This is a genomic window from Enterobacter sp. BIDMC 29 (assembly GCF_019378755.1).
In the GTDB taxonomy this organism is placed as follows: Bacteria; Pseudomonadota; Gammaproteobacteria; order Enterobacterales; family Enterobacteriaceae; genus Enterobacter; species Enterobacter ludwigii.
Genome location: NZ_CP080000.1, coordinates 72,737 through 95,496, shown reverse-complemented (window position 1 = coordinate 95,496; position 22,760 = coordinate 72,737). Strand labels below are relative to the sequence as shown.

24 protein-coding genes are annotated in these 22,760 nt (G+C 55.0%); 7 read left to right on the top strand and 17 right to left on the bottom strand.

From position 1 onward, the window contains the following. Window positions 1-156 precede the first annotated feature (156 nt). Both sbcD and sbcC read left to right on the top strand, forming a co-directional pair. Entirely contained in the window at window positions 157-1,362 is a 1,206-nt protein-coding gene (gene sbcD, locus JTA15_RS00440) for an exonuclease subunit SbcD (RefSeq protein WP_219372729.1), read from the top strand. Continuing rightward, a complete protein-coding gene (gene sbcC / locus JTA15_RS00435; RefSeq protein WP_219372728.1) occupies window positions 1,359-4,490 on the top strand; it encodes an exonuclease subunit SbcC in 3,132 nt (1,043 codons plus the stop codon). The genes sbcD and sbcC overlap by 4 nt, the downstream gene beginning before the upstream one ends. 59 nt (window positions 4,491-4,549) lie before the next feature. Here the strand turns inward: sbcC and mak are convergent, their stop codons facing one another. Next, a complete protein-coding gene (gene mak / locus JTA15_RS00430; protein ID WP_025204991.1) occupies window positions 4,550-5,455 on the bottom strand; it encodes a fructokinase in 906 nt (301 codons plus the stop codon). A gap of 123 nt (window positions 5,456-5,578) precedes the next feature. On the opposite strand from mak, the gene rdgC reads away from it, so the two are divergent. Beyond that, complete coding sequence (gene rdgC, locus JTA15_RS00425; protein ID WP_014882739.1) at window positions 5,579-6,493, top strand: recombination-associated protein RdgC; 915 nt, start codon at window positions 5,579-5,581, stop codon at window positions 6,491-6,493. Window positions 6,494-6,538: 45 nt separating this feature from the next. On the opposite strand, the gene ppnP is transcribed toward rdgC, so the two are convergent. The 5 genes from ppnP to JTA15_RS00400 form a co-directional block, all read right to left on the bottom strand. After that, entirely contained in the window at window positions 6,539-6,826 is a 288-nt protein-coding gene (gene ppnP / locus JTA15_RS00420; protein ID WP_014168827.1) for a pyrimidine/purine nucleoside phosphorylase, read from the bottom strand. A gap of 71 nt (window positions 6,827-6,897) precedes the next feature. Continuing rightward, a complete protein-coding gene (locus JTA15_RS00415) occupies window positions 6,898-7,575 on the bottom strand; it encodes an AroM family protein (protein WP_025204994.1) in 678 nt (225 codons plus the stop codon). A gap of 237 nt (window positions 7,576-7,812) precedes the next feature. Continuing rightward, window positions 7,813-8,004, bottom strand: coding sequence for a protein YaiA (gene yaiA / locus JTA15_RS00410; protein WP_192983476.1), 192 nt, complete (start codon window positions 8,002-8,004; stop codon window positions 7,813-7,815). Between the two features lie 44 nt (window positions 8,005-8,048). Next, window positions 8,049-8,573 (bottom strand): shikimate kinase AroL, encoded by a 525-nt coding sequence (aroL, locus tag JTA15_RS00405; RefSeq protein WP_020885238.1) that lies wholly within the window; start codon window positions 8,571-8,573, stop codon window positions 8,049-8,051. A 144-nt stretch (window positions 8,574-8,717) separates the two neighbouring features. Next, entirely contained in the window at window positions 8,718-9,176 is a 459-nt protein-coding gene (locus tag JTA15_RS00400; RefSeq protein ID WP_014168823.1) for a YaiI/YqxD family protein, read from the bottom strand. 97 nt (window positions 9,177-9,273) lie between these two features. Here JTA15_RS00400 and proC point away from each other — a divergent pair, with 97 nt between their 5' ends. Next, window positions 9,274-10,083: a pyrroline-5-carboxylate reductase gene (gene proC, locus JTA15_RS00395; protein WP_020885239.1), complete on the top strand. Its 810-nt coding sequence runs from the start codon at window positions 9,274-9,276 to the stop codon at window positions 10,081-10,083. Window positions 10,084-10,099: 16 nt separating this feature from the next. On the opposite strand, the gene adrA is transcribed toward proC, so the two are convergent. The 6 genes from adrA to JTA15_RS00365 form a co-directional block, all read right to left on the bottom strand. Then, a complete protein-coding gene (gene adrA / locus JTA15_RS00390; protein WP_219372727.1) occupies window positions 10,100-11,203 on the bottom strand; it encodes a diguanylate cyclase AdrA in 1,104 nt (367 codons plus the stop codon). Between the two features lie 101 nt (window positions 11,204-11,304). Beyond that, the gene (psiF, locus tag JTA15_RS00385; protein WP_219372726.1) at window positions 11,305-11,625 is read right to left on the bottom strand and encodes a phosphate starvation-inducible protein PsiF; all 321 of its coding nucleotides are present in this window, start codon (window positions 11,623-11,625) and stop codon (window positions 11,305-11,307) included. Window positions 11,626-11,714: 89 nt separating this feature from the next. Next, a complete protein-coding gene (gene phoA, locus JTA15_RS00380) occupies window positions 11,715-13,130 on the bottom strand; it encodes an alkaline phosphatase (protein WP_020885241.1) in 1,416 nt (471 codons plus the stop codon). Between the two features lie 99 nt (window positions 13,131-13,229). Then, window positions 13,230-13,490, bottom strand: a complete 261-nt coding sequence (gene iraP, locus JTA15_RS00375) for an anti-adapter protein IraP (protein ID WP_014168818.1) — start codon at window positions 13,488-13,490, stop codon at window positions 13,230-13,232. Between the two features lie 209 nt (window positions 13,491-13,699). Beyond that, on the bottom strand, window positions 13,700-14,914 hold the full coding sequence (locus JTA15_RS00370; RefSeq protein ID WP_020885242.1) for a multidrug efflux MFS transporter: 1,215 nt from the start codon (window positions 14,912-14,914) through the stop codon (window positions 13,700-13,702). Window positions 14,915-15,083: 169 nt separating this feature from the next. Further along, the gene (locus JTA15_RS00365) at window positions 15,084-15,767 is read right to left on the bottom strand and encodes an extensin family protein (RefSeq protein WP_219372725.1); all 684 of its coding nucleotides are present in this window, start codon (window positions 15,765-15,767) and stop codon (window positions 15,084-15,086) included. Between the two features lie 103 nt (window positions 15,768-15,870). On the opposite strand from JTA15_RS00365, the gene ddlA reads away from it, so the two are divergent. Continuing rightward, window positions 15,871-16,971: a D-alanine--D-alanine ligase gene (gene ddlA / locus JTA15_RS00360; protein ID WP_219372724.1), complete on the top strand. Its 1,101-nt coding sequence runs from the start codon at window positions 15,871-15,873 to the stop codon at window positions 16,969-16,971. Here ddlA and JTA15_RS00355 read toward each other — a convergent pair. Beyond that, window positions 16,968-17,204 carry a DUF2754 family protein gene (locus tag JTA15_RS00355; protein WP_025205000.1) on the bottom strand — a complete coding sequence of 79 codons (237 nt, stop codon included), beginning with the start codon at window positions 17,202-17,204 and terminating at the stop codon, window positions 16,968-16,970. The two genes, ddlA and JTA15_RS00355, sit on opposite strands and share 4 nt — an antisense overlap. Before the next feature lie 249 nt (window positions 17,205-17,453). Between JTA15_RS00355 and JTA15_RS00350 the strand changes: the two genes are divergently transcribed. Continuing rightward, window positions 17,454-17,756, top strand: coding sequence for a DUF2755 family protein (locus JTA15_RS00350; RefSeq protein ID WP_020885246.1), 303 nt, complete (start codon window positions 17,454-17,456; stop codon window positions 17,754-17,756). Here the strand turns inward: JTA15_RS00350 and JTA15_RS00345 are convergent. From JTA15_RS00345 to JTA15_RS00335, 3 genes are all read right to left on the bottom strand, one after another. Continuing rightward, window positions 17,753-18,850, bottom strand: coding sequence for a DUF1615 domain-containing protein (locus JTA15_RS00345; protein ID WP_014168812.1), 1,098 nt, complete (start codon window positions 18,848-18,850; stop codon window positions 17,753-17,755). The two genes, JTA15_RS00350 and JTA15_RS00345, sit on opposite strands and share 4 nt — an antisense overlap. Window positions 18,851-18,864: 14 nt before the next feature. Beyond that, a complete protein-coding gene (gene sbmA / locus JTA15_RS00340; RefSeq protein ID WP_014168811.1) occupies window positions 18,865-20,085 on the bottom strand; it encodes a peptide antibiotic transporter SbmA in 1,221 nt (406 codons plus the stop codon). 111 nt (window positions 20,086-20,196) lie between these two features. Continuing rightward, the gene (locus JTA15_RS00335; RefSeq protein WP_025205011.1) at window positions 20,197-20,730 is read right to left on the bottom strand and encodes an isochorismatase family protein; all 534 of its coding nucleotides are present in this window, start codon (window positions 20,728-20,730) and stop codon (window positions 20,197-20,199) included. A gap of 204 nt (window positions 20,731-20,934) precedes the next feature. On the opposite strand from JTA15_RS00335, the gene ampH reads away from it, so the two are divergent. Further along, window positions 20,935-22,101 (top strand): D-alanyl-D-alanine-carboxypeptidase/endopeptidase AmpH, encoded by a 1,167-nt coding sequence (gene ampH, locus JTA15_RS00330; protein ID WP_020885249.1) that lies wholly within the window; start codon window positions 20,935-20,937, stop codon window positions 22,099-22,101. Here ampH and JTA15_RS00325 read toward each other — a convergent pair. Next, window positions 22,098-22,721, bottom strand: a complete 624-nt coding sequence (locus tag JTA15_RS00325) for a helix-turn-helix domain-containing protein (protein WP_181240165.1) — start codon at window positions 22,719-22,721, stop codon at window positions 22,098-22,100. The two genes, ampH and JTA15_RS00325, sit on opposite strands and share 4 nt — an antisense overlap. Between the last annotated feature and the right edge of the window lie 39 nt (window positions 22,722-22,760).

The following is a 22,760-nucleotide window of genomic DNA, read 5'->3' as shown; positions in this document are numbered from 1 at the left end:
AAGTTTGTAATGCGGCGTCATTATGCGTCAGATTTATGACAGATTTATGAAAAACAGTACCACTATAAAGGGCAAACTGTTGTTTTATTACAGCGGTTATTTTCTGTTCCCTGACAGTTTATAATCCTGCTTTCTCTTTTTCGCCACGGATCAGCAATGCGCATACTACACACCTCTGACTGGCATCTGGGTCAAAATTTTTACAGCAAAAGCCGGGCGGCTGAACACGAAGCGTTCCTGAACTGGCTGCTGGATACGGCCCGCTCTCATGAGGTGGACGCCATTATTGTGGCGGGCGACATCTTCGATACCGGCTCGCCCCCCAGCTATGCGCGCGAGTTATATAACCGTTTTGTCGTCAATCTGCAGCAAACGGGCTGTCATCTGGTGATTGTTGCCGGCAACCATGATTCCGTCGCAACGTTAAATGAATCCCGCGATATTCTGGCGTTTCTCAATACTACCGTGGTGGCCAGCGCAGGACATGCGCCGCAGATCCTGAAAAAGCGCGACGGGACGCCGGGTGCGGTACTGTGTCCGATCCCATTTTTACGCCCGCGCGATATTGTCCAAAGCCAGGCGGGGCTTTCCGGCGCTGAAAAACAGCAGCATTTGCTGCAGGCTATCACCGACTATTACCACCAGCAGCATGCCCAGGCCTGTGCCCTTCGCGGTGACCAGGCGATTCCGGTGATTGCCACCGGGCACCTCACCACCGTTGGGGCCAGCAAAAGCGACGCGGTGCGTGACATTTATATTGGCACGCTGGATGCTTTCCCGGCACAAAACTTCCCGCCCGCGGATTATATTGCCCTCGGGCATATCCACCGGGCGCAGGTTATCGGCGGCTGCGAGCACATTCGCTACTGCGGCTCGCCCATCTCGCTGAGTTTTGATGAGACCGGCAAAGCCAAAAGTGTCCATCTGGTGAGCTTTAGCGACGGCAAGCTCAGCGCCGTTGACACGCTGGAAGTGCCCGTCACCCAGCCGCTGGCGGTGCTGAAAGGCGATCTGGACGCCATCACCGCCCAGCTTGAACAGTGGCGCGGCGTGGAACAAAACCCGCCGGTCTGGCTGGATATTGAGATCGCCAGCGGCGACTACCTGCATGATGTGCAGCGTAAAATTCAGGTACTCACGGAAGACCTGCCGGTAGAGGTGCTCCTGGTGCGCCGCAGCCGCGAGCAGCGCGAGAAAATTCTGCTCGGCGCTCAGCGCGAAACGCTCAGCGAACTCAGGGTGGAAGAGGTTTTTGAACGCCGGCTCTCCCACGAGGAGATTGACGACGCAAAACGCGCACGGCTGAACGAGCTGTTTACGCACACCCTGCATGCCCTGAACAATGAGGAAGAAAACGCATGAAAATCCTCAGCCTGCGTCTGAAAAATCTCAACTCACTGAAGGGTGAGTGGAAAATCGATTTTACCGCAGAGCCGTTTGCCAGCAACGGACTGTTTGCGATTACCGGGGCTACCGGCGCAGGGAAAACGACCCTGCTCGACGCCATTTGTCTGGCGCTGTATCACGAAACGCCGCGCCTGCAGAAAGTCTCCCAGGCACAAAACGATTTGATGACGCGCGACACGGCCGAATGCCTTGCCGAAGTTGAGTTTGAAGTCAAAGGTATTGCCTATCGCGCTTTCTGGAGTCAGAACCGCGCGCGAAATCAGCCCGACGGTAATCTTCAGGCCCCACGCGTCGAGCTGGCACGCTGTGAGGACGGTAAAATTCTGGCCGACAAAGTGTCGGATAAACTGGAACAAACGGCCGCCCTCACCGGGCTGGATTATGGCCGTTTTACCCGCTCAATGCTGCTCTCTCAGGGGCAATTTGCCGCCTTCCTCAATGCCAGACCTTCCGACCGCGCCGAACTGCTGGAAGAACTGACCGGAACCGAGATCTACGGTCAGATTTCCGCCATGGTGTTTGAGAAACACAAAGCCGCACGTAACGCCCTTGAGGTGCATGAAGCACAGGCTGCAGGCGTCGTGTTGTTGAGTGAAGAGCAACAGCAGCAGTTACAGCAAAGTTTGCAGGCACTTACTGACGAAGAGAAAACGCTGCTGGCGCAACAGCAGAATCAACAGAAAGATTTTCAGTGGCTTACGCGCAATGACGAGCTTATACGTGAGCAGCAGCGCGTTGCCACCTTGCAGCAACAGGCGCAACAGACACTGACCGAGGCTGCGCCCGAGCTGGCAACGCTCCAGCTTGCTCACCCCGCCGCCCAGCTGCGTCCACTGTGGGACAGCCAGCAAGAGCAAACCACCCGGCTGGGGCAAACGAAGCAGCGCATTGTTGAAGTAAATGCTCGCTTACAAGCAAAAACCGCGCTGCGCTCGCGTATCCGTAATACGGCCCAGCGTAGCCATGCACAACTGCAGACCGACCTTACGGCGCTGGCACAGTGGCTGGCAGAGCACGAGCGGTATCGTCAGTGGGGTCAGGAGATAGCAGGCTGGCGCGCCCATTTTGCACAGCTGAATCGCGATAAAAATCAGATCGCCACGCTTTCCACGCGCATTGCTGAATTACGCCAGAAGCTGGCAGAGATGCCGGAAAACGCCCTGACGCTCACGGCTGACGAAGTCAGCGTGGCGATGGAGCAACAGGCTCAGTCACGGACTTTCCGCCAGCGGCTGATGTCGCTTCAGGCCCGTTATCTGCCGCTGCAACAGCGTCTGCGCCAGAACGGTGAAAGCCTGCAGAAAGCCCAGGCAGAGCAGGTAAAACTCAATGAAACGCTGACGCTGCGTCGCCAGCAGTACAAAGAGAAAAACCAACATTATCTGGATCTTGAAACGCTCTGCAGACAGGAAGAGAAGATTAAAAGTCTGGAGGCAGAGCGTGCGCAGCTGCAGGCAGGACAGCCCTGCCCGCTGTGCGGCTCAACCTCGCACCCGGCGGTCACTGCCTATCAGGCGCTGGAGCTGAGTGCCAACCAGCAGCGTCGCGACCAGTTAGCCAAAGAGGTCGCTGCGCTTAAAGATGAAGGATTGTTAGTTCTCGGTCAGGTGAATGCCCTGACCCGGCAGATCCAGCGTGAGACAGACGACGCTCAGACGCTCTCTCAGGAGGAGCAAGCGCTCACTAAAGAGTGGCAATCCGTTTGCGCGTCCCTGAATATCACTCTGAATATTCAGGAAGATATTGCCCCATGGATGAACGAACAAGAGCAGTATGAGCGTCAGCTTTACCAGCTGAGCCAGCGTCTGACGCTGCAGCAACAGCTGAATGAACAGGACGCGCAGGCGCGTCAGTATCAACAGCAGCTGACGGCCACGCGCCAGGCGCTGGAAACGACCCTGCTTACGCTGTCACTCAACGTCCCGGAAGAAGGCACAGAGGCTGCCTGGCTGAACGAACGAGAAACCGAGTTCGCACAGTGGCAGGAAAAACAGACTCAGCATGGCGTCATGCAGGAGCGCATGACGGCTCTGATGCCGCTGCTCGACACCCTGCCCGTCACAAACGACACAGAAACCGAACCGGCCATTCCTGATAACTGGCGCGCAACGCACGACGAATGCGTTTCTCTTCAGAGCCAGCTTGCCACACTGCAACAGCAGGAAAGCCTCGAAAGCGAACGGCTGCAGCACGCCACGACGCACTTCACCGCCGCATTGACCGCAAGCTGCTTCGCCGATCGGGAGGCCTTTCTGGCTGCACTGCTTGATGAAGAGACCATCCGCCGTCTTGAACACCGTAAGCAGACCCTGGAAAACCAGTTTCAGCAGGCAACCGCGCTGTTCGCACAGGCAAACCAGCAGCTGCAGGCTCATCAGACGCAGCGACCGGAAGGGCTGGAACTCGACGCGCCAACCCTGCAGTTGCAGCTACAGCAACTCGGGCAACAGCTTCGGGAGAACACCACTCATCAGGGTGAGATCCGCCAGCAGCTTAAACAGGACAGCGATAACCGTCAGCACCAGCTGGCGCTCATGCAGCATATTGAAGAGGCCGCGCGGCTGGCTGATGACTGGAGCTATCTGAATTCGCTGATAGGTTCCAGCACCGGCGACAAGTTCCGTAAGTTTGCCCAGGGGCTCACGCTGGATAATCTGGTCTGGCTTGCCAACCAGCAGCTAAATCGCCTGCACGGGCGCTATTTGCTGCAGCGCAAGGTCAGCGATGCGCTGGAACTCGAAGTGGTGGATACCTGGCAGGCGGACGCGGTGCGCGATACCCGTACCCTCTCCGGCGGCGAAAGCTTCCTTGTTAGCCTGGCACTGGCGCTGGCGCTTTCCGATCTGGTGAGCCACAAAACACGCATCGACTCGCTGTTCCTGGATGAAGGCTTCGGCACGCTCGACAGCGAAACGCTGGATACCGCCCTGGATGCGCTCGACGCGCTGAACGCCACCGGGAAAACCATTGGCGTGATTAGCCACGTCGAGGCGATGAAAGAGCGGATCCCGGTGCAGATCAAAGTGAAGAAGATTAACGGGCTGGGGTATAGCAAGCTGGATAAGGTGTTTGCGGTGGAGTGAAGGTGCCCTGCGTTAGGGCACCTCATCCCGCCCCTCTCACGTATGGAGAGGGAGAATGGCTATAGCGGCCAGAGCCACGCGGCGCCGCGCACGCCGCTGGAGTCCCCGTGCACCGCTTTGCGGATCGGGGTTTCACACTCGCCGCCGAAGACCCACTGCTTCACCAGATTCGGTACCGTGGCATATAAACGGTCGACGTTGCTCATCCCGCCGCCGAGCACAATCACGTCAGGGTCAAGGATATTCACCACGTGCGCCAGGGATTTCGCCAGCCGCATTTCATAGCGGCTGAGAGCCAGCTCAGCCACCGGATCGTGTTCCCCGACCCGGCGCATAATCTCGTTCCCCTTGAGTGGCTGGCCACTCAGGCGATGGTAATCGGTGGCAAAACCGGTGCCGGAGATAAACGTCTCAATACAGCCCTGCTTGCCGCAATAGCACGGCACCTCGGCGCGGTATTTAAGTTCATCGTCATCCATCCACGGCAGGGGGTTATGTCCCCACTCGCCCGCCGTACCGTTGCCGCCAATATGAGCGCGCCCGCCCAGGGCCACGCCTGCGCCACAGCCGGTCCCGATAATGACCGCAAAGACGGTCTGGGCCCCTGCGGCGGCACCGTCAATGGCTTCGGAGACGGCCAGACAGTTGGCGTCATTTGCCAGACGCACTTCCCGGTTCAGGCGCTGACTTAAATCTTTATCAAAAGGCTGACCGTTGAGCCAGGTGGAGTTGGCGTTTTTAACCACCCCGGTATAGGGCGAGATTGAGCCCGGGATCCCCATCCCAACGGTGCCGGTCTGCCCTGTCGCCTGCTCAGCCATGTCGACCAGCCGGGCAATCGTCTCGATAGTCTGGTGATAATCATCGCGCGGCGTAGGCAGACGGTGGCGGAACAGTTGCTCCCCCTGCTCGCTCAGTGCGATGACTTCTGTTTTGGTGCCGCCCAAATCAATCCCAATACGCACAAGACACTCCTCATTATTTTGATTATCAACAGAGTAGAAGCCCGCTTCCCGATTAGCAATGCAAGCGATGCGACAATTCGTTATCATGCCCGCTGATTTAACGACAAGGCCGTGGAAATTATCATGCTGTGGTTCAAAAATTTGATGGTTTACCGTCTCAGCCGCGACGTTTCGCTGCGTGCAGAAGAGATGGAAAAACAGTTAGCCGCTTATAGCTTTTCCCCTTGCGGTAGCCAGGATATGGCAAAAACCGGTTGGGTTCCTCCAATGGGTTCACAAAGCGATGCATTGACCCACGCCAGCAGCACGGGTCAAATCATCGTCTGCGCCCGCAAAGAAGAAAAAATTCTGCCCACGCCGGTGGTCAAGCAGGCGCTCGAAGCGAAAATTTTCAAGCTTGAAGCCGAACAGGGTCGCAAGCTGAAAAAAACCGAAAAAGATTCGCTGAAAGACGAAGTTCTGCACTCTCTGCTGCCGCGCGCCTTTAGCCGTTTCAGCCAGACAATGATGTGGATCGATACCGTTAACGGGTTGATCATGGTGGACTGCGCCAGCGCCAAAAAAGCGGAAGATACGCTGGCCCTGCTGCGCAAAAGCATCGGATCGTTACCGGTCGTTCCGCTGGCGCTGGAAACGCCGATTGAACTGACCCTGACCGAATGGGTGCGCAGCGGTACAGCAGCCCAGGGCTTCCAGATCCTTGATGAAGCCGAGCTCAAAGCCCTGCTCGAAGATGGCGGCGTGATCCGCGCGAAAAAGCAGGATCTGGTGAGCGACGAGATCGCCGTACACATTGAAGCGGGCAAAGTGGTAACCAAACTGGCACTCGACTGGCAGCAGCGTATTCAGTTTGTGATGTGCGATGACGGCTCGGTGAAGCGTCTGAAATTCTGCGATGAGCTGCGCGATCAGAACGAAGATATCGATCGTGAAGATTACGCCCAGCGCTTTGACGCGGACTTTATCCTGATGACCGGAGAGCTGGCAGCGTTAATTCAGAATCTGGTGGAAGGCCTCGGCGGCGAAGCGCAGCGGTAATGCCTGCAGTGACCCTCTCCCGGCAGGGAGAGGGAATAAAACGTTTTATTTCAGGTAGCGGCACAGATAAGAGGTCGGTTCAGCAACCTGCAGATGGAATTCGCTGTGGCCAGGGACGTTGAACGCTTGTCCGGCAGAGTAAACTTTCCATTCTGTTTCCCCCGGCAGTAAGACGTTGAGCGCACCGCTGATCACCGTCATCTCTTCAGCTTCGGCTGTACCAAAGGTGTATTCCCCTTCAGCCATAACGCCGACACTGGCGCGGCCAGTGCTGCTGCTGGTAAAACCAATGGATTTCACTTTACCGGAAAAGTATTCGTTACTTTGAAGCATGAACTGGCCCTTATATTTTTAGATAAAAATTCACTATAGGGGCCATGATCATCACCTGTCACGCAAAATCATTAGATCAACAGTTCTGCGGCCAGCCGGGCCATCAGAACATTGGACAACAGCACCGGGACATCCAGCGCCTTTTGCAGTAAATCACGGTGGTGCTGGTGGAATCCAAGGCAGTCCAGAATCAACACATCGGCCCCTCTCTCCAGCAGTTCCCGTCCCGCCTCAATCAGCGCGGCCTCGCTGTCCCAGAAGGGATTGGCCAGCGCATACAAAGGCATTTTTTCGAGTACGTGCCATTTTGCCGTCTGGTTGTCCATGAGCTCTTCAATGGGAACAATGACCCCCACCTGATGCCCGTCAACAATGGAGGCCACCAGCGGCGGAATGATCCGCATCGGCTCCAGCAAAATCGCATTACGCGCGATGAGTCCCTTAACAGGTGCAGTACTCATCAGTAAAATAACGTCATAGCCTTGATTATCGAGCACTTCTATTACGCTCTGCAGCGAGCGCTCGATTTTCTGACGCGAAACATGCGCCAGTTTACCGTCACTTAATAACGTCGCCAGGGGATCCTCCCCCGCCTCTACAGCGTAGTCTTCCATGACCTCTTCCCGACTCATCTTCCCCAGCAGGCTTAGATGCGTTATCTGTTGTTCAGATACATGCTCGGTTAAGAGCGGTAACACTTCGCTTACAGGGACCACACCAATAGTGAGGATCGCCAACGTCGCCTTCATCTTCATCGCCTTCCATTACCGCTAAATCTTTCACACAGGTGCAGGCTCACTACGCTGCACAGTTCGTTTTTTCAACAAAACAGCACCAAGCGTAGCAGGTGATCCCCATCGCGAAATGTAAAGATCGCCTGCCCGTTACGGAGTTACCTGTAATAACTAAATATTAACCCCTGCTTAACATTTGCGATGAGTAAAAAGTGTGATTCAGGCACGGTATTTAGCCCTTTAGGAATTCATTCACGACTTATCAGGATCTTCGTAGCGCCGTTTGGCATCCAGCGCTTCCTGTTCAGTTTCATGTTCACTGATCAGAGAGTCTGGTTTGGGGTGATCGGCACGCAGCTGATACCAGGTGATGGTTTGATCGCCATTGCCTTTTTCAACGGTAACGATGCGTGCTTCACGTGGATAGGGAGGTCTGGTTGGCATAGCTCATCCTTTTTTTATGTCTGAGCTATAAGTATAGACGCCGCTTAGCTGGCACAAGCCAAACGCAGGGCGGTAATAATCTGAATTACCACGTCCTCGGGTGAAGCGGAAGCATCCACAACGTGGTGTGCCGCTTCGCGGTATAACGCATCGCGTTCGGCCAGCACTTCGCTCACCTCTTCGCTGAGCGGCCGGGAGGTCAGCGCAGGACGTTGTCCCTCTTCCGGAAATGCTTCCAGCCGCCCTACCAGGGCCGAAACGGGTGCGCTGAGGTAGATGACAATCCCTTTTTCGCGCATAAAGCGACGGTTACACTCGGCGAGAACAATGCCGCCACCGGTTGCGATAACAGCAGACGGCGTGGTGACCGCCTTCAGCGCGGCCGTTTCACGGGCGCGAAAGCTCTCCCACCCCTCTTGCTCAACGATTTCCGCGATGCTTTTCCCGGCTTCGGTTTGCAGCCAGTGGTCGGTATCAACAAACTGACGATCGCACGCGCGTGCCAGTTCCAGGCCAACGGTGGTTTTCCCACAGCCGCGGGGGCCAACTAAAAAGATGGGTTGGGTCATAACCAGGTGTTCCCCTTGATGCCGGATGGCCGAAGAGCGTAAAGAAATAATTGCAGAAGATGTTGCGTTTACTTTACTGCAAAGCGGTACGGGATGACAACCCTGCGGAGGCCATACTGTACCACAAAGTGACAATGGTTATCATTACGCAGTGCGACGCTTGACTTCGAGCAGCCACTTATCAAGCTCTGCGGCGAACTGCTGGCGATCGCGCTGGGACAGGCTGTCTGGCCCGCCGGTTTGCACGCCGCTGGCGCGAAGCGTATCCATAAAATCACGCATGGTGAGTCTTTCACGAATGGTCGCCGGCGAATAACGCTCCCCTCTCGGGTTCAGCGCCGCCGCTCCCTTTTCAATTACTTCCGCGGCCAGCGGGATATCCGCCGTGATCACCAGATCCTCGGGACTACACAGACGCACAATCTCGTTATCCGCCACGTCAAAACCAGCCGGAACCCGCAATGCGCGAATAAATCGGGAAGGCGGTACGCGAATATTCTGGTTCGCCACCAGCGTAAGCGGCATCTGCACGCGCTCGGCCGCGCGGAATAAAATCTCTTTAATCACATTCGGACACGCGTCCGCATCAACCCAAATCGCCATATTGTCTCCCCATAATGATTCTGCCGACTATTGTCGCCTGCATTTCGTTGTTAAGCTATCAATCAGAGAAAACAACGCATAATGACGGAGAATCGTGATGGATAAGAAAATCGGGTTTATCGGCTGCGGTAACATGGGCAAAGCCATCCTGGGTGGCCTGATCGCCAGCGGACAGGTGCTGCCGGGTCAGATTTGGGTCTACACCCCATCACCGGACAACGTCGCCGCGTTACGCGATCGGTACGGGATCAACGCAGCCGAAAGCGCCCAGGAAGTGGCTCAGGTAGCCGATATTGTCTTTGGCGCCGTCAAGCCGAACATCATGATCAAAGTGCTGAGCGACATCACCACCAGCCTGAACAAAGAGACGCTGGTCGTATCGATTGCCGCGGGCGTCACGCTCGATCAGCTGGCGCGCGCGCTGGGTCATGACCGTAAAATCGTACGCGCTATGCCGAATACCCCGTCACTGGTTAACGCCGGCATGACCTCCGTCACGCCTAACGCGCTGGTGACGTCGGAAGACGTGGCGGATGTCCTGAACATCTTCCGCTGCTTCGGTGAAGCGGAAGTCATTGCCGAATCCATGATCCATCCGGTAGTGGGAGTGAGCGGTTCAGCGCCTGCGTATGTCTTTATGTTTTTAGAAGCGATGGCCGACGCCGCGGTGCTTGGCGGCATGCCACGAGCGCAGGCGTATAAATTCGCTGCACAGGCCGTGATGGGCTCTGCCAAAATGGTGCTGGAGACCGGTAAACATCCGGGTGAACTGAAAGATATGGTCTGCTCGCCAGGCGGAACCACTATCGAGGCGGTGCGGGTGCTGGAAGAGCGCGGCTTCCGTTCGGCCGTTATTGAAGCGATGACAAAATGCATGGAAAAATCAGAGAAACTGAGTAAATCCTGATTATCTGCTCCGGACGTCAGGCGGCCACCTCGGTGCGGCCGCGTCCGGCATTTTTGGCCTTATACAGCGCCACATCGGCCGCTTTTAACCACTCCCGATAGTGCCCGAACTGCGGTCCCCAGGGCGCGACACCGACGCTAATACGCAGAGATTCCTTGGGCGCACACGGTAACGACAGCGTTTCCAGCCGTTCATGTACGCGTGACATCACGGCGATGGCACTGTCAGCCGCCGTCCGGGACATGATCACCGCAAACTCATCCCCGCCAAAACGGCCTATCGCATCCCCGGAACGCACCGTTAGCTGCAGTTGCCGCGTCAGGGCAATGATCGCTTCATCACCCACATCGTGGCCCCAGGTGTCATTGATATTCTTAAAATGATCGATATCGATAAGCAAAATCGTGGCGGTGCAGTGGTTGCGGCGACAGTGTTCAAATTCATTTCTCAGCAGCACTTCCCAGTGCCGGCGATTAAAGACGCCGGTCATGCCGTCGCGGGTACTCATCAGCTCCAGCCGCCGTTTATGCTCTGCAAGCCTGATGGCAGTACGATGGCTGAGCCAGGCAAAAAGCATCGGATACAACACCAGCACGGGAAGCGTTAAGCCCCATGCCAGAGGCTCCGGGTTAAAGACAGCCACCCGGCCCACGATGGGGATCGTCACCAGGGAAGACAGAAGGGTTAACATGATGCCGGTAAAAAACAGCCGACACCCGCCGGACCCCATCATGTTCATTCCCACCATCATCAGCAGCGCTGCCGCAGGTAGCGCATTGATCCCCATCATGCCGATCCAAAGCCCGGCAATAATGGCATCAATTTTCAGATTAAAACGTTCCTGCTGATGAGGCGAAGCAGCACGGCAGGACCACTGCCAGGCGAAATGGGGCCAGACAAATGCCCACCCCACCAGGAACAACCACCAGACGCCGGATACAGAAAAGGTGACCAGTACGCCAGAGAGGGGGAAGAACATCGCTGCCAGTCCGACAACACGCGCCAGCCGGGCTCGCCGGGCAAACGGGATCCCGGTACGGTGGGGGTCATCCTGAGAAAGGGTCATATTCCACTCTTCCCGAATGCGCTTTATATTGTAATAAGATTCATCATTCATCATTTTTGGGAATATTCTGAAATATTTCCCAAATTATAGAGAGGGGGCTTACGGGGAAAGTATGAAATTTCGGGTGAGCCGCCGGGGCCACTCACCCGATAGGACTACACGTTTTTCTTCAGACAGGCACTCATGAACTTGCTGCGATCGTCGCCTTTCAGGGACTGTTCGGTCGCTTTCGCATTACACTCGCGCATTTTTTGCTGCTGCGGCGTCAGGCTTTTCTCACCCGGTTTCGCGGCACCGTTTTTGAGGCAACCGCTCATGTAGGTCTTACGGGCATCGCCCTTCAGGCTCTGTGCGGTCGCCTGTTGATTACAGGTGGTCATGCGTTGCTGCTGCGGTGTTAATGTTTTCTCTTCCGCGTTCGCCGATGAGATCAGAAACAGACTCGAGAGCAGAGTAACCAGTAATGTTGTTTTCATTGCACCATCCTTTTGTGAACATTCACTGTAAGTCTGGTTCGTGACAGGAAAAAAACCACCCGGCAGATGTGATTTCCGCCGGGCTTTTATTATTTCAGCCCCAAAGCCGCTTTCATGGTGTAGAACAGATCCGTTTGATCGGTCAGCCCTACCACGTTTGCCGCATGCGGACCGTATGCTGCGATGCGCAGCTGGGTTCCGGTATGCTCCATGGACTCTTCTTCAGAGTTGCCATAGCTCAACACCATCACCGCGCCGTCTTTGGTGTTCAGCGCCTGCGTCAGGCCCGGTGCTTTGGTATCCGCTGGGATGATCTGGCTGGCGTGCGCATGGTCTGCGGTAACGACCACCAGGGTGTTGCCGTCTTTCTTCGCGAACTCAAGTGCCTTCTGCACTGCTTCGTCCAGATCGACCGTCTCGCCAATCTGACCGCACGGGTTAGCCGCATGATCCTGTTTATCGATCGACGCGCCTTCCACCTGCAGGAAGAAGCCCTTTTCACTCTTGCTCAGCAGTGAAATCGCTTTATCGGTCATCGCCGCCAGCGTCGGGATGCTGTCGGTACGTTTTGGGTTTGGCGTACAGGTTACGGCAGGTTTATCAATGTTGCCGTGGTAGGATGCTTTTGGTCCTTCCCAGCGCACCGGCATATTGCCATCAGAGAAAAGACCCAGCAGCGGTTTATCCTGGCTTGCTTCGGTAATCGCCGCCAGAGAAGATGCATCACTCACCAGCTGATAGCCGCGAGCCTGCGCCTGCTCACGCAGCGTTTTGCCCTGCCATTCGCCCGCCGTTGCGGTTTCCGCGAAGGTTTTCGCCCCGCCGCCAAGCGTCACGTCAGGACGTGCGTTCAACAGTTGTTCCGTAATCGAGCCTTTGCCGCCCTTTTCCAGCGCGTTAGTCGGGCATTTTTCGCTGGTCACCGACGGGCCGTAGCATTTACGCGAGGTGACATGAGCCACCAGCGCCGCTGGCGTTGCATCCTGAAGTTCAGCCGTAGAGACGTTGCCGGTAGCCAGTCCCGCCGCTTTAGCCATCTCCAGAATGGTCTGGTGATCTTTTTCGTGAATATCCACACCCAGCGCACCATTATAGGTTTTCACACCGGTGGACCACGCCGTGGCAGAGGCAGCAGAATCCGTCACGTAATCGGGTTTACCGGTTTTTTTATCCAGCGCGTAATGGGTATATTGTCCGGTGAGAGGCAGTGCGTCGATACCTTTAAAAAAGCCGCCCGCGCCTTCGGCATAATTTCGTGCTGCCGTTATTTCGGAATCGCCCATCCCGTCGCCAATCAGCAGAATAATGTTTTTAGCGGGTTTCTCATTCAGCGAAGCGCGAATGGCGGCGGTTTGATCTTCAGTCAACCGGCGCGCGCCGCCAGGCTGGGTGATATCCCCTTTGGCCGCACGATTATCCAGCACGCTGGTATTGTGATTGTCGGCATAAATAGCGGGTGACATTAACAGGGGAAGTAATGCGATGAAAAGTGCGCTCTGTTTCAATTTATTTTCTCCATGTACAAATACATAAAAAATAAAACAGAGCGACTATAGGCATCCTGCATGACAATTCTATGACACGCCGTCAGGTTCCATGATGGTTTAGTTGCGAGGATGCCTTAACAGCTTTTTTACGTACTGGCGGAGCATTTCAGCATCCTCAACCGGCACCTGGGAATCGGGTCTGACGCTTTCCAGCGCGCCTTCAACGTTCTCAATCAACGTCTGTTGTTCGTTTTTCGCCATTTGTCGCAGCAGCGCGGTGACCACAATTTCCAGCGCTTCAACCTGGGCGACCAACTCTTTTGACTCTTCTTCCTTTTGTGCAAGCTTGACCAACAACTCAGCAATGAGATTTTTCATGGTGCTATTTCCTTATCCGTTTTGTCTGAACTTAGCATTCTGAATCCATTATGCAAAGAGAAGAAATTTATTATGTTATGCAAAAGTGATGCGGCAGGAAAAATAGATTCCTCGCGGCTTTCAGCGAAACGTTTTTCTATAAAAAACGCCGCATTTAGTTATATAAAAATGCGGCGACCATAAGAATATATAATACATCTGCGAAACGGTTATCGCGCCGACTTCGCCTCCGCCATTTGTCTGCGGCGACGCAGTGCAATAGCCAGTTGAATAATATTTATCAGCACCACAATGGCGGTAGCAGCAAATACCCAACGGAAACCGGCCATTGCCGAAACAGCGGCTCCCATAAGCGGACCGGCAACGTTACCTAAATACATAAACGACTGGTTATAGCCAAAAATACGGCCCGTTACCTGGTCACTGGAATATTTCACCAGCAATGTTTGCACCGCGGGTAACATCGCACCATCGGCAAAGCCCAGCAGAAACCGCAGCACGCCAAGCTGAAACGGAGAAGTGACAAACGACATTGCGAAAAAGAGCACCACCGCAAAAATCAGCGTGGCCATCAGGATACGCGCCGTGCCGATCCTGTCGCCCAGTTTTCCAAGGCGTGGCGCCGAAATGAGGGCTGATACGCCCGGGACGGCGGCAATCATCCCGCTGAGGAAAGCAATATTATTGCTGTCTGGCTCCATCGACTTAATAAACAGCGCCAGAATCGGGCCGACCGAACCGTTGCAAAGCTGGATCACCATGGTGGTCACAAACAGGCTGATCATCAGGCCCGGATAGGGCAGCGAGGCGAAAACGGCCTTGCCGCTCAGGCGTTCAGCTTTGCTGATGACGGGGCGTCCTCCCTCTTTAATGAGGAAGAGCGTGACCAGAAAACTGACCACCAGCAGGATGGCCGTAATGATAAACACCGCGCGCAACCCCACATGATCGGCGAGGAAGCCCCCTAGCAGCGGGCCGCCAATGACCCCGCTTATCTGAGCAGTAGAGAGCGTACTCAGCGCCCAGCCGCTGCGTTCACGGGGCACCTGCGAGGCCACCAGCGCCATGGCATTCGGAATATACCCGGACGTCAGCCCCATCACCGCTCGCAGGAAAAAGAGCTGCCATACGTTAGTGGCAAAGGCCTGCAGCAGAATGGCTATCGCCATCCCCAGCGATGCGCGCAGCAGCATCAGCTTGCGCCCTTTGCGGTCGGCCAGACTGCCCCACATCGGCGAGACGATGGCAGAGACCAGAAACGTGACGCTGAACGTCAGACCTGACCACATGGAGAGCGCTTCATGGGAGGTAACGCCCAGCTGCGACACGTACAGTGGCAGGAAGGGCAATATCTGGCTGATGGCCAGCCCGGTAAAGAAGCACCCGAACCAGACCGAGATGAGATTTACTTTCCAGGATTCCATAAAAGAAATAGTCTTCATTTTTAGGCGAATTCGCCGACAGATTAGCAAGTTACGCGTTATGACGTCGCACCAGAGATGCGCACTTGCCGACTTTGGTGTTTTATCTTCCCAGTCATCATATTTGTGAAATAAGTCACAAATCATCCATTTTATGACGGAATATTATGCTTCAGCGGCAGAGACCGAAACCGCGCATCCCCAGGTGAAAGTGGCTGGCATGGGCAGCGTTATACTCTGGCCCCAGGCTGTTACCGTAATAGCTGCAGCTCGCCGCCAGCATGCCTTTCAGCCATGGCTGCGTTTTGGTCGCCTTCCAGCCGTTTTGTACCGTGACCCTCTCACCGTTTGCCAGCCCAAACGCCGTGATATCCAGTGCCTCTGCCGTGGCATGTTCACTGCGTCGCGCGTCGGGGCGATGGTAAATGTTGCGGCAGGCAAAGCTGCCGAGATGCTCAATACGCGTCAGCTCACTTCCCGTATAGCGTCTGGTGAGTGGCCGGGCCTGCTGGCTGATAAACAAGGCAGAACTGAGCGCCAGCGGGCAGCTCGCAAGGAAACTGCTGTTCAGGCTGACCGGACCGAAGTGACGTACCCGGACGACGTTACGGAGTGGACACTCCCCACCGCTGTCTGCGACCGGTTGTGTGCGGATAAGCGCGCGTTGATTGGCCTGCGATAACAGGCTCGCGCACGCCTGGGGCGTTAAGTTCCGAAGCTTATACTGGGTAATGCGGCCTGGCGGGTCGTCGAGATGTAGGGGCGAGAAAGGGTTGTAGTAAGACGGCAACCAGCGATACCCCACCGTTGCGACACCCACAATAATGAAAACGGTCAGCAGAGTTTTTCCTTTCACGCTCCCCCCTTAACATTCCCCAAAACATTATGGCAGAAGGCCGCGAAACCCGCTGGGCATCGTGGTATGTTATTGGTTTTTCGTCAGACTGGAAGAGAGTGAGATGGCAAAGCAGCGCGTAGGTATTGTCTTTGGGGGAAAATCAGCGGAGCACGAGGTTTCATTGCAATCGGCCAAAAATATCGTCGATGCAATCGACAAAAGCCGTTTCGACGTGGTGCTGCTGGGCATAGATAAACAGGGGCAGTGGTATGTCAACGATGCCAGCCAGTATCTGTTAAATGCTGACGATCCGGCGCATATCGCCCTGAATCCTTCTGCAATCAGCGTCGCGACCGTACCCGGCGTGGTGCAAGGGCAGCTCATCGACGCCGGTAATGCGCAGTCTCTCGCCCAGATTGACGTGGTCTTCCCTATCGTTCATGGCACCCTTGGCGAAGATGGTTCGCTGCAGGGGATGCTGCGCATGGCCAACCTGCCGTTTGTCGGTTCTGATGTGCTGGGTTCCGCTGCCTGCATGGATAAAGATGTCACCAAGCGCCTGCTGCGTGATGCAGGGCTGAATATTGCGCCGTTTGTCACCCTCACCCGCGCCAACCGTGACCAACACAGCTTCGCTCAGATTTCCGGTCAGCTGGGCCTGCCGCTGTTTGTGAAACCCGCAAACCAGGGGTCTTCCGTCGGGGTCAGCAAGGTGACAAGCGAAGCGCAGTTCACGCAAGCGGTCAACCTGGCGTTTGAGTTTGACCATAAAGTGGTGGTTGAGCAGGGCATCAAAGGCCGCGAAATTGAGTGCGCCGTGCTGGGCAACGATTTCCCACAGGCAAGCACCTGCGGTGAAGTGGTGTTAAACAGTGATTTTTACTCTTACGACACCAAATACATTGATGATAAAGGCGCCCAGGTTGTTGTGCCTGCGAATATCGATCCGGCAATCAACGATAAGATCCGCGCGATCGCGATTAACGCTTATCAGACGCTCGGCTGCAGCGGCATGGCGCGCGTGGATGTGTTCCTGACGCCTGAAAACGAGGTGGTGATTAATGAAATCAACACCCTGCCGGGCTTCACCAACATCAGCATGTATCCCAAGCTGTGGCAGGCCAGCGGGCTTAGCTACTCAGCACTTATCACCCGCCTGATTGAACTGGCGCTGGAGCGTCATGCTGCGGACAGCGCCCTGAAAAGCTCCGTAAACGGTTAATCGGGAGTTTTCGCCGTTTCCGTCTCATCCGCTGTCGTCTCTTCAGGACGACGGCGGATAATCATCCCCGCCAGCCAGAAGCTGATAACCCAGGTCACCAGACCCACGGCATACGTTTGCCACCCTTTTGCTTCAAATCCCAACAGCCCCACGACACCGTTAAGAATAAAGATCAGCCCGATAGCAAAGGCGTAGTAATGCCAGTCACGGCGTAGTTTGGAAGTGAGCTTCATGACAAACTCCGGCAGGAAAAAAAGATATCCTCTCACAGATTTATGACGAGGTCTGTGGCTGATGCGGAAATTCTGAAACACGCTGTTGTTTCAATTAAGTTAAGAAATTGTGATGCGCTGCAGAATTCGACAATCCAGGAGAATTCCTTAGGGTAAATTAACACGATTCTGATATTGACAAATGCTATGACCTGTCAAACTCACCTTGTAAGACGCATATAAAACAGAGTGATTTATCGGGAGGTCGTGATGGCTGACTTTACATTGTCGAAACCGATTTTTGGCGGTAAACAACCAAAAACCTCCACGGCGGGTAATATCGCTTATGCCCTGTTTGTCTTGTTCTGTTTCTGGGCGGGTTCGCAGCTACTCAATATGCTGGTTCATGCACCAGGAGTCTATGAACACCTGATGCAGGTGCAGGATAACGGACGCCCGCGAGTGGAAATTGGTTTTGGCGTAAGCACCCTGTTTGGCCTCATTCCTTTCCTCGCAGGGTGTATGATTTTAGGCGTTGTGGCATTAGTACTGCGTTTTCGCCGTCGCTTTTAAAGCCCCATACAGCGAGCCCGGCGGTCATCCACGCGTTTTGCGAACCAGGCGGTTGTCAGGTTACGCGTGATCTTCGGGCTTTCCAGCTGAATACCCGGCAGGATTGCCCTCGGTAATGTTTTCCCACTTTTCTGTTCTGCAAGCGTAAAGACTTTCTTGTACAGATCGGTTTTCTCAAACGCCAGACTATCGCCTTTCTCAAGCTGATGGCGAATGTCGCTCTCACTCATGCCAAGCCTGTTCGATAATTTCCGCACCGCCCGCTCCGTGGTGCCAGCCTCGCTGCTGCCGTAGGCAATAAGATCGCCATCCAGTGCCAGCTTCACGCCGCTCGCGCGGCTGACCGCATTCTGAAACGCCGCGTTACGACTGGCATACCAGCCCGCGTTAAAGTCCGCAAAGCGGTACAGCGGCTCACTGTAATTCGCCGGATAGTTCAGCAGATGATAAGTGCCGAACCACAGGCCGCCACGCAGGGAGAAGACCTCCTGACGCACCGTACCGTCGATTTTCCACGGGTAGCCGTCGGTATGCTTTTCCGCAAAGGCAATGCTGACCTGCATCGGCCCGCCGGTGTGTACCGGGTTAAGTGAACCAAACAGTGTCTGCCCCATCGGCACCATGCTGATGAAATCATCAAAGATGGCGCTGAGCTGTTTCTCGGTTTTTACCGTGTCCAGCCGTTCGCTGTAGCTTTTTCCATTTGGCGAGGTGATTTTAAACGCGGTATGCACGAGAAATACCGGGATATGCATCGATTCCGCACGGCGGTCGATCTCTTTCCAGGCTATTTTGTTCAGACCCGGCACGACCGGGTCTGACTGGTACATTGATTCCTGCTGCGCCACCGCCAGTACCGAGCAGATGTTCTCCTCGGTAGGAGCAATCTTCTGGCTTTCAAAGGTTTTTGCCAGCGCATCCGCCCATGCATTGCGATCTTTCACGCTGGCGGGCATTTTTTGCCGCACAACGCTTGCCACATCAACAGGCTTCTCCCCTTCTTTAAGCGGGGCAGCCCCTTTTTCGGCACACCCTACCAGCACCAGAGCAGCCAGTAAGGACAACGGTAACGCACGCGGTACGGCAAAGGTCATAGCAACTCCCTGTATTAGCTAAATGTATTGGTGACTTCCTGCAGTTCCTGGCCGTCCAGCTCACGCTCAAAGCTGCGTAAACGTTTATAGATGGACATCAGTTCCACCAGCGTGGTCCAGGAGCTGATCAGATACTGGAATGAGCCACGCACCTGACCAAAAACGTTTGTTATCTGGGTCATCAGACCGAGCGTAATCGTACCCGCAACGATGGACGGGAACAGCAGGAACAAACCGAAAACGTTATCGACCTGCAGATACAAAATGCGCGCAATATTGAAATACATATAGTGGAAGTAGAGACGGAAGTAGTTGCGACGCACGGCACCAAACAGCTCACGTACGGTTGGTGGCGAGGCACGATTAGCATCATCTTCACCGTAGACCAGCTCTTTACGATAAGCCGCTTCCACGCGTTGATTTTTAAACTCCAGCCCCGGCAGCTTAATCCCGACCACCGCCAGCAGCCCCGTCCCCATCAGAGACCAGACAATCGCCGCAATCACCAGCCCATACGGCAGATGACCGACAAGAGGCAGATCCGGCACGTGAGCCGAGAGTGTCACCAGCACCGGCAGGAAGGCAATCAGCGTCATGATGGCGTTGATAAAGCTGACGCCCATGTCTTCAAGGGTGGAGGCAAAACGCATGGTGTCTTCCTGCACACGCTGTGCTGCACCTTCAATATGACGCAGGTGTTGCCAGTGCGCCATATAGTGTTCGTTCATCGCGGTACGCCAGCGGAAAACGTAGTGGCTGACGAAGAAGTTGTTCATCACCCCGATCACCACCGCAATCAACGCGATACCGAGGAAAATGCCCACCTCATGGTAAAACTGATTAATGGTTACCTTATGCGGCGAACTCAGCGCGGTCTGGATAAGGTCGTAGAACGGGGCATACCAGGCGTTTACTGCCACCCCCACTTCCACCAGGAACCAGGTCACAAAGATAATCAGCGAGGTTCCCAGAATCGACCAGTATTGCCAGCGGTGCGGCGCATAGACAAACCAGAACAGGGCAAACAGGCCAACGCATACCATGTAGTAGGCGTAAAACAGCAAATAGCTAAGCGACCAGAAGCGAGCGGCGCTGATCGGGACGTCACCCGTTGCGCCCGTAATGCGGGCCAACCACGCCCCGCCGCCAGCCTGCCAGAAAATGACAGCGATCAGTGCCCAAATAAATGCCGACAGGAAAAAAGGCCCCGGCTTTGGGAAAAAAGACTTAAACATAATGCATCCTTCTTGTTGTTATGGCTGTTGCTGTGCTCAACACATCACCACACGAAAATCTCGCCTGAGCCAGACGGCGCAGGCAAAAAGGTCAGACCCGAGGGTTAATTATTAGTTCGCTTTCCAGTTTTCGAGAATTGTTTCGGTGCGTTTCACCGCGAGAGGATTGGCCGGCGCAATAAAGTCACGCCAGACGTCGTTGTAATGGTTAATCAGAATGGGCGCGTCGGCTGCCGGACGATTAGCCGTGGTATGGGCATCTTCCGCCACGGTAATGTGATAGCCACGGCTGACCCCATTCTTGATGGTCGCGTCGACACAGTAATCGGTGGCACAGCCGCAGATGACAAACTCGCGAATACCTTGCTCGCGCAACACCGCTTCAAGTGCGGTGTTATAAAATGCATCGCAGGCAGTCTTGGTGACGTAAAGCGCGTCAGCGGGCTGATGGAGTTCAGGCAGCAGCGCAAACCCTTCGCTCCCCTCTTCCAGACCGCCTTCACCGGTATGCTGAATAAAAATCACCCGTTCGGCGGCCTGCGTGAGCTGATTGATAAGCGAAACACATTTTTCGCGTTGGTAACGCGGCGTTGCAAATACCCCTTGCTGCATATCGACAACCATAACCACACGCTTCACTGACATATCGTTCTCCGCAAGATTGAGTGACACTGGCCTCTATCATACGGCCGATGTCACAAAATGGGAGACCGGTCGCCAGGAAATTATGCTTATTTACCCATGGTTACGTTTTTCTCGCTATCGTTATGCAATTCGGGGCATTGCACCGTGCGCTTTAGTAGTATAAATACCCATTACTTTTCTCATTCAATTCATGGATGCTTTTCGTTGAAACGTTGTCTGCTCTCTTTTGCCGCGCTGTGTGCGGTGAGCTTCTCCACCGCCCAGGCAGCTCAGCCGCTGACGGCCCCCGTTTTGGCTTCAGATATTGCCGATCGCTACGCGAACCTTATCTATTACGGCAGTGGCGCGACCGGGATGGCGATGGTGGTCATCGACGGCAACCAGCGCGTATTTCGCAGCTTTGGCGAAACGCGACCGGGAAATAACGTTCACCCGCAGCTGGATTCCGTGATCCGCATTGCGTCCTTAACCAAGCTGATGACCAGCGAAATGCTGGTGAAATTACTCGATCAGGGCGTGGTCAAGCTCGACGATCCGCTCAGCAAATATGCGCCGCCAGGCGCACGCGTTCCAACCTATCAGGGCACGCCCATCACGCTGGTAAACCTTGCCACCCATACCAGCGCGCTGCCTCGCGAACAACCCGGCGGCGCGGCGCACCGTGACGTTTTTGTCTGGCCAACGCGCGAACAGCGCTGGAACTACCTGAGCACCGCCACGCTGAAATCGGCCCCGGGTTCACAGGCATCTTACTCAAACCTGGCGTTTGACCTGCTGGCAGATGCGCTCTCGACGGCAGCAGGCAAACCTTACCCGCAGCTCTTTGAAGAGCAGATAACGCGCCCGCTCGGCATGAAGGACACCACCTTTACCCCTTCTCCGGATCAGTGCCGACGCCTGATGGTGGCAGAGAAAGGCGCAAGCCCGTGTAATAACACCCTGGCAGCCATCGGCAGTGGCGGGGTCTATTCAACGCCAGGCGACATGATGCGCTGGATGCAGCAGTTCCTCTCATCAGATTTCTATGCGCGCAGTCACCAGGCCGATCGCATGCAGACCCTGATTTACCAGCGTAGCCAGTTGCACCGCGTGATCGGCATGGACGTACCGGGTAAAGCCGACGCGCTGGGCATGGGCTGGGTCTATATGGCACCCAAAAATGGCCGACCGGGCATTATTCAGAAAACCGGTGGCGGCGGTGGATTCATCACCTATATGGCGATGATCCCGCAGTCCAACGTGGGCGCGTTTGTGGTCGTCACCCGCTCTCCAAATACGCGTTTCGTCAATATGAGCGATGGCATCAATAACCTGGTGGCTGAGCTGAGCGCCAATAAAGCCCAGGTGCTCACCGCCTCCATCCAGCCTTAATATTCCGTGGGCAAACGGTTGATGCTGACCAGTTTGCCCCGGCTCATATTGATATAGTTGCCTTGTCGCAAAGCGGCGAGCACTTCGGCAACGACAGAGCGTGAAATACGCGTGCTTTGCTGTATATGATTCATCACACCAATTTTTGAACGCAGCGTTTCATCCCACTCGGCCATATTCAGCAGCATTGCGCGGATCTGGTGATAGGAGTTATTTCCCACCAGTTGCCTGTCGCGTTTGCCCAGAATGTAATTTATCCAGGATAACCAGCAAAACGCGTCTTTCCAGAGCGAATGCTGTTGAATGAGTTGACGGGTGGTCGTCGCGGGCAAATAAAAACCGGTACAGGCCGTTTTGGCAGTGACTCTGTATTCCTGACTGTGATTAATCACTACGGCAGACAGGCCAAAAATAAAAGGGGCTGACGCAATGCCAACCAGCAGATCGTCTGAATGACGATAAACTTCAATAACGCCGGTCTGGAATACGTAGGTACAAGGCTCACTCCCCTTGCCCGAGGTAATTAATTGCTGTGGAGCAGATTTAAACGGGGTACTGGCTGCTATCAAACATGCTTCGAGCCGGCTTAATTCAGAAAGTGGTTTCGCATTAACGTTCATGCAGACCTCAAGACATCCGTATTTGTCGGTTCACTATTA